This is a genomic window from Vibrio ruber DSM 16370 (assembly GCF_900163965.1).
Lineage (GTDB): Bacteria > Pseudomonadota > Gammaproteobacteria > Enterobacterales > Vibrionaceae > Vibrio > Vibrio ruber.
In genome coordinates this window covers 19735-27828 of the sequence record NZ_FULE01000043.1, presented here as the reverse complement: position 1 = coordinate 27828, position 8094 = coordinate 19735, and the positions used below count along the sequence as shown (strand labels likewise).

Below are 8094 nucleotides of genomic sequence, written 5' to 3'. Positions count from 1 at the left end.
GATACGGTAGGTAAAAATACGAGCAAGATACAAAATTACATTAAGCAGCAACTAGAGCAGGATAAAATGGGAGAGCAATTGTCGATCCCGTATTCAGGTAGCCCGTTTACGGGCCGCAGGAAGTAGTCATATGCAAATGTCAGATCACTACGCGCCTGCTAGGGCGCTGCTAGTAGGAGAGCCTTATAGGCGCATATGAAAAACCACCGGCTATGCCGGTGGATACTTTTTTTACGATTGATTATCTAACGATCATCTAAATGGGCTTCATATGGGCAATCACTGTCCCGATGATCTGACAGTTGCCGTTAATCGATAAAAAACGCAGTTCAGGTGGATAGGAAGGATTAAGTGCCTTCAGATATTTCTTATTATCAATGACCTGTATCTGCTTGAATGTTGCTTCTGCCGAATCGGTCAGCATTGCAATGACAAATTTGTTGTGTTCTGGCTCGACCAGATTCGGGTCAATAAAGATCAGATCATTTTCCTCAAACCGGGGCTCCATTGAGTCTCCCCGAACCCGCAGAATGTAAGTTCCGGGGCCACTATGTACCGGGCAGGGATAATATTCGTACTCATCAGGCGCGTATGGTGTTACTGCTTCAGAAAAATCGCCTGCCTTCACCCAAGAGATAACCGGACACATGGTTGAAACCGAAGGGCCATTGCTGACGTTTGCCTGTGACGGTGAGTCGGAGAGATCAGTATTCGCTGAATTCGTGCCGTATACGATCCACTCCGGTGAGCATTCTAATGCTTTAGACATTGCCAGTAACAGACGGTCTTTCATACTGGACTGAATACCGTTTTCGATCTGGCTGATCGTAATTCGGTTCAGACTTAGTGATGAATCAATCTCTTTAACCCGGGCTGTCAGCATGTCCTGGGTGAGCCCTAAACTTTCTCGTCTGGCTTTGAGCCGTTCGCCTAATTCAACAATCATAAATCACAATGCCCGTGATGACGGGATATCCTCAATTGGTTGTTTCTTTTCAGAACCCGAAGGTGTTCGCATTCAGAGTTTCTATCATAGCCCTTTTCTGTCCAAGTATACAGCATTTTTGTAATGATTTTTACAATGAAAAAGAAAATTTCATTACGTCATTATATTTACATTGAATGAAAGTTTTCTTACTATAACTGTCAAATCGTGGTGAGGGGTGAGCGCCTTACCCATTTTTCAGTATGGCAAAACGTGATATTTCGGCGGTTAAAAGGTGTATTGATGAGCATTAGACGGGCCAAACGAGATCAGTGTTTTACGTTGGTCGGTAACCATATTTTTCAGGAGGGGCATCTGTCCTTTCAGGCGATGGGGATGTTGACTTATCTACTATCGAAGCCGGATCACTGGCGGGTCAGCCCGGCTCATTTAGCGAATGTGACGCAAGGATCAGCGAAAAAAACCGGCCGGGACGGCGTCTATGCGATTTTAAAAGAGCTGCGACAGGTTGGTTACGTTACAACGCACAAGCGTGCCAGCGGAGAAATTGAATACATTGTTTTTGATGAACCAAAAACGGTTTATCCGGATGAGGCAATTCATGCTGTGCCTTGCTCTGAAACGGATAAGCCAGATCTGGCTGAACCAGATCCGGCTCAGACGACACAAGTAAGGACGGATCCAAAACAAGAACGGAATGATCAATTATTGATCCTTGCACAGCCGGTTGCAAAAGAGACCTCAGTTTTGACTGCGCAACCTAATCAGAAAGACATGCAAGCTGTTGTTTTTCATCTGAATAAGATGGCACAGACTCGCTTTCAGCCCAAAGGCCAGACAGCCGGTTTAATCATGGCTCGCCTGCGGGAAGATTTTTCAGTTCAGGAGCTGATGGCGGTGATTGATCATAAGGTTCGGGAGTGGGGTAAAGATGCCCGAATGCGCCAGTATCTGCGCCCGTCCACGCTGTTCAATATGAACAAATTTCCGGGTTACCTCTCCCAAGCCCGGTATGTGAAAGAGAACGTGACTGCGGGACATTCAACCTGCAACTGGGAGCCTGATGACGAAGATACCGGTTGGATCGATGCGTTACATCAGTTTCCGAACGACATAACTGATTCAGTACACCGGTGAGGAATCGATAATGAAACCAATAACCTATGAAGCAATCCAGCATGAACTGAAAATTTTGTCGGCTGATGGTGCAACTTCCGCAGAGCAGCAGTCTCCGGATACGTTTGCCGCGCAGATCGTCAACATGATTTTACGCGAGTTACGGGGGATTCATCCGGGGTGGCGAGCTTCAATCCGAAGTGAACAGGAATATGAAACTCTCAAACTGAACTACGTCAAAGCGATGATGGAACAAGGGGTGAATACCATGGTGCAAGTGCAGCGTGGTTTGCGGATGGCTCGGGCGAACCCATCTGATTTTATTCCCGGACCGGGGAAATTCTGTGCCTGGTGTCTGGATGATAATGCATGGCTGTCGGCTTATCAGCGCATGATGAAGCGATGTGCACCACAAAGCCGTCTGGAACAGTTAGTTCGTAATGAGTGTGAGTTTGATACGCGGACATTGAGTCAGGAAAAAGCTAAGCGGCTGTTTGAAAAAACTTATCACAAATGGCTACAGCGTGAACGGAATGGCACCTTACCACAGCAGCCTGCCCGATTACCTCCGCGAACCGTAACGACTGAATTTGATCGGCTACGTGGTGAGCGCGGGGTGCCGGATCCGAATACTTTAACCGGCATATTTAAACGTGTCGCTGAGCTAGGGCAGCGGCATCAGAGCAACAAAATGGGGAAATAAATCATGGAATTTACCACAGTAGAAATCAACGCCATGCGTAAAGAACTGATGAATCATGCATTCTCAGCTTTGGTTCGGCGAATGCCGATGAATAAGTGTAAAGCTTATGAATATATTGCCAATTATCTCGGTGTGAAGTACAGCACAGTGACCAATATGGTTCAGAAAGGGATTTCTGCAAAACATGCATCCGGCCTGTCTGCGATTGCGGCCCGGTTTAAAACCCGGATGTACCATTATCAATTTGCCCCGACCGATGCCATTTGTCTGGCATGGCTGGAACATGATTACCGCTGCGATAAAGGGAAGCATCCCAGTAAGCATCTGTTCAAGCATTGGGATCGGGAAATGAGCAAATTACATATTTATGAGGATGCATAAATGTTCCACAACAGATCTGGTGAGGTTCATAGCAGTGCATTCAACATCACTACAAATCGTTTTTTCTGCCGGACAGGAGAAATGCAACGATGAGTCTTTTTTCTTTTAAAACCGGACAGGGGGGAGCAGTTATTTCTGAAAAAGCAACGATGTCAATTGCTGTTGGAAGTGGTACGGGGGTTGGAGTCAGTGTTGCTCAGGGTGCAGAGAATTATCAGTCGATGATGAATTCAAGTTTACATGACATTCTGGCAGGAAACTTTGTCTGGTACGGTTCAGATATCGCTTTCCTCATTGGCACGACCTTATCCGTGATCGGCATTGGTATTACATTGATGCGTTTGTTTCTGTTTCAGTCACAAAGGTAGAAAATAAAAGTTAGATAGAGGTCAGCATGAAATATAACCGATTGATCGGGACGGTGCTTTTCGGCGCTGTGGCGATTACCGGCACACTTGAAGGTCAGCGAAATCAGGCTTATCAGGATCCCGGCGGAGTGTGGACAGTCTGTTTCGGAGAAACAGCAGGCGTGCGTCAGGATATGTCTTATAGTGATCAGCAGTGTGCAATGATGCTTGCCAGCTCTCTGAATTATCACAATGAACCACTGGAAAACCTGCATTATCAACTGCCACCAAACGTCCATATTGCCGCCCTTGATTTCAGCTATAACCTGGGAACGAATGCGCTACGCCGTTCAACCCTCTATCGCAAACTGAAGCAACGGGATATTGAGGGGGCGTGTCAGGAGTTTAATCGCTGGGTATATCTGAACGGCAAAGATTGCCGTGTGGCACAAAACCGCTGCCGGGGCATCGTCACCCGCAGAGAAATTGAAACGCAGCTTTGTCTGGGGCAGATTTCAGTCAGGGATGCTTTGATGAAACTGGGACATACCCCCTCAGATGCAGAGGTGATGTATGATCTTTAAAGGATATGTAAGACTTGGCATTTTTCTGTTGCTTGGGTGCGGAGTGGGAAGTGTCGTTCTCAGGGTAAAATGGTTGGTTGCTGAGAATGAAAAACTGACGGCTCAGGTCTCTCAATCCAGTGTACAAATTATGATGCAGAAAAATGTACTGGCTCAGGTATCTCAGGAACGCGAACAGATGAATCAAATTCTGATCAGAAGAGCCCGGAACAGTGCTGATAATGAGGAAAAACTACGCCATGAGATTCAAACATTGCAACAGGAAATATCCGGTCATCCTTGTGTTGTCCCTGCTACTGTTACTGAACGGTTGCGTGAATCATACTGACCCCCAACCGGTCATTCAGACACAGTATGTTGTGCCGCCGGAAGGGATGATCGTTCCTTGTTATAAACCCAGTATCAGCGGTACTTGGCCAGAGGTTATCACTGAAGATATTCCCCGCCTGAAGTCGGCATTGAGCCAGTGCGCTGCGCGGGCAGATGATTATCTGCAATGGCGAGCTTCTAAAGTCACACCTTGATACGACTTCTCACAGTATTCTGAGATGGCCGGTCAGGATAATCGTATCAATCTGTTTACCTACTCATCATAAAAATCTTTCTGGTTATTTCTGAAGCGGGGATCGCTTCAGGGAACAGGAAGATTTTTTATGTCTGACGGTTTTGTCTGTCAGGTTTCGCTGATGTAACTCGGTTTGTTGAAGTCTTTTGGGATGCAGATGAAAGATAATTTACATCTTGTGTGTGAGGTGTGACAGAGAAAAAATCCTGAAAATAGACGGATATGCAGGCGGAAAAAATTTCAGTCAGCCGGTTCAGAAGCATGGTCAAAACGGCTGACTGAAAGGGAGAGAAATAGATTTAGATTAAGGATAATTCTTGTTGCAGACTGGCGCGGCTTTCGGGGGGAAGCGACTTGATTAGATTGCAGACTAACTGGTTGGCAGCCTTGGCTGAAGGGCTCAGAGTGTGGCTGTAAGACAGATTCATAACGAATGTGTGACCGCACTCGGGATCACTACAGCTACAGTACAGATCTGCATGACTGTTGGTAATCCGGTTCGATTTTTGGATCCGGCTTTTTTGACCACACTCAGGGCATAACACTCTCATATTTATACCTTTCCCTCTGATGAATAATTGACACGATTATAACAATAATGATGGCATCTACCTAGCGAAATGTAAAAAAACTTACCATAAACTGCGAACAATCACCGGACAAGCCCGGCTCTGTCTGACCTGAGTCGGTTTTTGGCTATCCAGACCATCTATTCAGACCACAATGAGCACTCATTTATCCCGTCAATCTCTGATCAAATGACTCCGCAATGCAGCGGTGTTGTACAAAATGTCGACAAAAATCCCCACATCAACGCTTATTTTCTCCTGATTAATTCCAGTCTGTTCCGTTTTACCCTGTATCCGAATCAGGCCGAATCCAACATGATGCAGCATTTTTTCAGACCGAGTATTCTTCTCTCAACCCGAACAAAACGGGGAAACAAAACGAAATTGAAATCATATAAGAAATTGATATTAAAAATAAAATATCAAATTCAAATGGTTCTGTTTCTGGAAAGCTAACCCACAGTAAGGTGACAGTTTCATGGCTCAGTATGAAGCGGGCGACAAGCTCAGAAACTTTAAAACATTCATTGAAAGCTGTGTCGGAGATGAAATTGCACAAACCCTGACGAGCCAAATGAAGAATATTTCTCTGGGTTTGGACAGTCAGTCTTTGGGCAACGGTTGTCAGTTAATGAGACTGCGTTATCACGCCCGTCTGGCATTCAATAATTTTCCGCATCTCACCTATAGCCCTGCAGTGCTGTTTGCCAATGTCGGCGCCTGGCTGATGGATCACGATCCTGACCGGGAAATGGCTGCGGTTCTGAACAATCCGATGATTGAGATGACAGCGGTTGATGAAACTCATTCAACGATTGTGATCGATGTTGAGTTTGAAGAACCCGTCAGCGTGACAGAAGACGCTGCAGGGCCGATTTACTGGCGTGGTAAACAGTGGCGTATTGATACATATGAAATCTGGGTGGCGGAAACATTAGGTGATTTCACGACAGGTCGGCGTTAAGCGGCCAGGGATTGCAGAATACTGTTTCTGATTCACTCAAACCAAAGGCGATCCAATCCCGGCCGGGATTGGATCACACCAAGCGGTTGTTTGGCATTGTAAGTTAGCGATATGACAAGCAAGCAGAGCAATCGGATGATCACATTAAATAGGAGCGGATAACATGGCGTGGCCCAGCGTTATTATTAATATTAAAAACATGATGAAAGGTCCCATTGCCGGGGTGGAATATCATTTTCTGTTTGTCGGATACGGAACGGTTTCCGGTGCAGAACGTGAGTTAACGGTTGTTGATGCTTCAACTGACCTGAAAGAAGCATTGTCTTCAGCCGGAGACTCTTTGCTGACAACGGTAATGGCTGCACAGCTCAATGGTGGCAGTGAATGGACTGCCGGGGTGATGGTACTCGATCAAGCCGATGACTGGAAAGATGCAGTGCGTAAAGCCAATGAAACTGCAAGTTTCGAAGCATTTGTACTGGATTTCCCAGCAGCGGATAAAACCTTGCTTGAAGATGCGATTGCAATGCGCACTGAGCTGAAAAATGCACTTGGCCGGGAAACATTCGCAGTGTGCTGTTTGCCGGAAATCGATAATACCGACGCAACCAACGGCGAAACATGGGAAGCTTGGTTAGCGAAGTCAGTCGCGATTGTCGACGGTGTTGCCAGCCAATATATTACGGTCGTGCCATCGGTTCATGCAGATGGTTCAACACTGGGTAAATATTGTGGTCGTCTGGCGAATCAGGTTGATGCGTCGATTGCGGATTCTCCGGCACGGATTAAAACCGGTAGTGTGGTCGGGTCAACTGATTTTCTGACCGACAAAGATGGCAAAGCGTTAGCTCTGTCCGTATTGAAAACACTGGAGTCAAACCGAATTTCCTGCCCGATGTGGTATCCGGACTATGACGGTCAATACTGGACAACCGGTCGTACCCTCGATGTGGAAGGCGGTGATTTTCAGGACATCCGTCATATTCGTGTCGCGATGAAAGCTGCCCGTAAAGTCCGTATCCGTGCTATTGCCCGCATTGCGGATCGCACATTCAACTCGACACCGCAGAGTGAAGCACAGGCAAAACTGTTTATGACGCAGGATCTGCGTGAAATGGCACTGACCGGCAATCCGGGTGAAATCTATCCACCGGAAGATGATGACATTCAAATCAAGTGGGTCAACAGCACTGAAGTTGAAATTTATATGGCGGTTCAGCCGTATGAATGCCCGGTCAAAATTACTGTTGCAATCTATATCAGCCAAGGAGATAAAGCATGAGTGCCCGTTTTTCCGGTCGTAGCTTTGATACGACACTATTTGGAGTGTATGTCCATGTTAAAAGTGCGACAGCAACAATCAGTGATGAGTCAGCCGTTGCCTTTACTCGTGGTGTGACAGACGGTTATACCGACGGTAAAGTCAGCTGTGATGTTGAACTTGAAATGGATCTGAAACAGTTCCAGAAAGTCCATGCAGCCGCAAAAGAAGCCGGCAGCTATCGTGATATCAAATTACAGGATATCCAGTTTTATGCCCATAACGGTGAAGATGAAGACAAAATCGAACTGTACGGTGTGAAATTCCTGGTTTCCGATCTGCTTAATATCGATTCAGAAAGTGCGGATAAATCGACTCGCAAACTGAAAGGTTTTGTCACCAGCCCGAACTTTGTCAAGATCAACGGTGTGCCTTATCTGTCTCAGGCCGATACCCGCAACTTGATCGGCTAATTTTGTATTGGTGCAGATTGAATTGATTGTTGAATGACAACTTATGGCATTTTATCTGAAAGCACCATATCAAATATTTTTAAACACGGCTGATTAGGCCGCGATTCCAACAACGGGGAACAGCCTTACTTTATCAGGCTTGTGAGTACCGAGGCTGAGAAAATCATCGAGAAACCACTATATCA

12 protein-coding genes and 1 pseudogene are annotated in these 8094 nt (G+C 46.2%); 11 read left to right on the top strand and 2 right to left on the bottom strand.

Going from position 1 to position 8094, the window contains the following annotated elements; genetic code table 11:
* Window positions 1–126 (top strand): annotated as a pseudogene (locus VR7878_RS15405) (IS200/IS605 family transposase); the annotation flags it as partial.
* Between the two features lie 130 nt (window positions 127–256).
* Here the strand turns inward: VR7878_RS15405 and VR7878_RS15400 are convergent.
* A complete protein-coding gene (locus VR7878_RS15400; protein ID WP_077336941.1) occupies window positions 257–946 on the bottom strand; it encodes a LexA family protein in 690 nt (229 codons plus the stop codon).
* Window positions 947–1228: 282 nt separating this feature from the next.
* Here VR7878_RS15400 and VR7878_RS15395 point away from each other — a divergent pair, with 282 nt between their 5' ends.
* From VR7878_RS15395 to lysC, 7 genes are all read left to right on the top strand, one after another.
* The gene (locus VR7878_RS15395) at window positions 1229–2083 is read left to right on the top strand and encodes a conserved phage C-terminal domain-containing protein (protein ID WP_077336940.1); all 855 of its coding nucleotides are present in this window, start codon (window positions 1229–1231) and stop codon (window positions 2081–2083) included.
* 10 nt (window positions 2084–2093) lie between these two features.
* A complete protein-coding gene (locus tag VR7878_RS15390; RefSeq protein ID WP_077336939.1) occupies window positions 2094–2765 on the top strand; it encodes a replication protein P in 672 nt (223 codons plus the stop codon).
* A 3-nt stretch (window positions 2766–2768) separates the two neighbouring features.
* Window positions 2769–3146: a hypothetical protein gene (locus tag VR7878_RS15385; RefSeq protein ID WP_059122539.1), complete on the top strand. Its 378-nt coding sequence runs from the start codon at window positions 2769–2771 to the stop codon at window positions 3144–3146.
* Window positions 3147–3235: 89 nt separating this feature from the next.
* Entirely contained in the window at window positions 3236–3514 is a 279-nt protein-coding gene (locus VR7878_RS15380; RefSeq protein WP_059122540.1) for a hypothetical protein, read from the top strand.
* A gap of 26 nt (window positions 3515–3540) precedes the next feature.
* Window positions 3541–4077 (top strand): lysozyme, encoded by a 537-nt coding sequence (locus VR7878_RS15375; RefSeq protein ID WP_059122541.1) that lies wholly within the window; start codon window positions 3541–3543, stop codon window positions 4075–4077.
* 43 nt (window positions 4078–4120) lie between these two features.
* On the top strand, window positions 4121–4405 hold the full coding sequence (locus VR7878_RS21210; RefSeq protein WP_139344115.1) for a hypothetical protein: 285 nt from the start codon (window positions 4121–4123) through the stop codon (window positions 4403–4405).
* Entirely contained in the window at window positions 4392–4601 is a 210-nt protein-coding gene (gene lysC, locus VR7878_RS15365; RefSeq protein ID WP_205409474.1) for an Rz1-like lysis system protein LysC, read from the top strand. The genes VR7878_RS21210 and lysC overlap by 14 nt, the downstream gene beginning before the upstream one ends.
* 340 nt (window positions 4602–4941) lie before the next feature.
* On the opposite strand, the gene VR7878_RS15360 is transcribed toward lysC, so the two are convergent.
* Entirely contained in the window at window positions 4942–5193 is a 252-nt protein-coding gene (locus tag VR7878_RS15360) for an Ogr/Delta-like zinc finger protein (protein ID WP_021019862.1), read from the bottom strand.
* Window positions 5194–5689: 496 nt separating this feature from the next.
* Between VR7878_RS15360 and VR7878_RS15350 the strand changes: the two genes are divergently transcribed.
* The 3 genes from VR7878_RS15350 (at window position 5690) to VR7878_RS15340 (ending at window position 7909) form a co-directional block, all read left to right on the top strand.
* Window positions 5690–6175, top strand: coding sequence for a phage tail protein (locus VR7878_RS15350; RefSeq protein ID WP_077336937.1), 486 nt, complete (start codon window positions 5690–5692; stop codon window positions 6173–6175).
* A 163-nt stretch (window positions 6176–6338) separates the two neighbouring features.
* The gene (locus VR7878_RS15345; protein WP_077336936.1) at window positions 6339–7457 is read left to right on the top strand and encodes a DUF2586 domain-containing protein; all 1119 of its coding nucleotides are present in this window, start codon (window positions 6339–6341) and stop codon (window positions 7455–7457) included.
* Complete coding sequence (locus VR7878_RS15340) at window positions 7454–7909, top strand: phage protein (protein ID WP_059122547.1); 456 nt, start codon at window positions 7454–7456, stop codon at window positions 7907–7909. Before VR7878_RS15345 ends, VR7878_RS15340 begins: the two co-directional genes overlap by 4 nt.
* Window positions 7910–8094: the final 185 nt, after the last annotated feature.

Coding starts and splice junctions, on each gene's coding strand:
- VR7878_RS15395 (WP_077336940.1), top strand. CDS start 1,229: ATGAGCATTAGACGGGCCAAACGAGATCAGTGTTTTACGTTGGTCGGT.
- VR7878_RS15340 (WP_059122547.1), top strand. CDS start 7,454: ATGAGTGCCCGTTTTTCCGGTCGTAGCTTTGATACGACACTATTTGGA.
- VR7878_RS15385 (WP_059122539.1), top strand. CDS start 2,769: ATGGAATTTACCACAGTAGAAATCAACGCCATGCGTAAAGAACTGATG.
- VR7878_RS15380 (WP_059122540.1), top strand. CDS start 3,236: ATGAGTCTTTTTTCTTTTAAAACCGGACAGGGGGGAGCAGTTATTTCT.
- VR7878_RS15350 (WP_077336937.1), top strand. CDS start 5,690: ATGGCTCAGTATGAAGCGGGCGACAAGCTCAGAAACTTTAAAACATTC.
- VR7878_RS15360 (WP_021019862.1), bottom strand. CDS start 5,193: ATGAGAGTGTTATGCCCTGAGTGTGGTCAAAAAAGCCGGATCCAAAAA.
- VR7878_RS15375 (WP_059122541.1), top strand. CDS start 3,541: ATGAAATATAACCGATTGATCGGGACGGTGCTTTTCGGCGCTGTGGCG.
- VR7878_RS15345 (WP_077336936.1), top strand. CDS start 6,339: ATGGCGTGGCCCAGCGTTATTATTAATATTAAAAACATGATGAAAGGT.
- VR7878_RS15390 (WP_077336939.1), top strand. CDS start 2,094: ATGAAACCAATAACCTATGAAGCAATCCAGCATGAACTGAAAATTTTG.
- VR7878_RS15400 (WP_077336941.1), bottom strand. CDS start 946: ATGATTGTTGAATTAGGCGAACGGCTCAAAGCCAGACGAGAAAGTTTA.